At 45.4% G+C, this 542-nt stretch carries 1 protein-coding gene; it reads right to left on the bottom strand.

The genetic code is table 11. The annotated features are described in order from the left end of the window. Positions 1-512, bottom strand: a 512-nt coding sequence (locus DLM75_RS24070) for a hypothetical protein (protein WP_147456708.1), incomplete at its 3' end; no start/stop codon positions are given. Positions 513-542 lie beyond the last annotated feature (30 nt).

Raw genomic sequence — 542 nt, 5'->3', positions numbered from 1 at the left:
TTGAGTCCGTCCTTCGTGTGAACCGGTGTTCCAGCAACAAAGCATGTTCTGTTGACAAACTTTTTGCCGATGACATTACCATCCTTGTCTTTAACATCTTCCATCCAACCGGAATCATCCGAAAAGTTGCCTGACAATTGGTTACTAAAGTCTTCGAAGACCCCCTTAACCTGGTTCCAAGCTCCGCTTCTGGTGTCGTGCTTGCCACTCGCGTTGCCACTCAGATGTTTTTGAACAAGTTTCTCTTTGTCATCCTCAGAAAGGTTAGCCCAGTTGTCCAGATCCGATTGACTGATTTCGCTACCTGGATTTTTAGAGGCACTCATCAACGCGGCTTTTTTGGCCTGATCCATTTCATACGCTACCTTAGCTACATTCTTGCTGGTCTCTTCCAAATGAGACATCAAAGAAGATTGGTTCGAAGCAATGATCGAATCCCATCCATTCGCTTGCTGAGCAAGACTATGAGAAAAACCGTTATAGCTATTGTAGCTCACGATGCTGTTCCCCATTTGAAGACTCAGATCGGTAGTTCCGTTCCA

The sequence above is a fragment of the Leptospira stimsonii genome, from assembly GCF_003545885.1.
Lineage (GTDB): Bacteria > Spirochaetota > Leptospiria > Leptospirales > Leptospiraceae > Leptospira > Leptospira stimsonii.
This window is presented reverse-complemented; position numbering and strand designations above follow the sequence as displayed.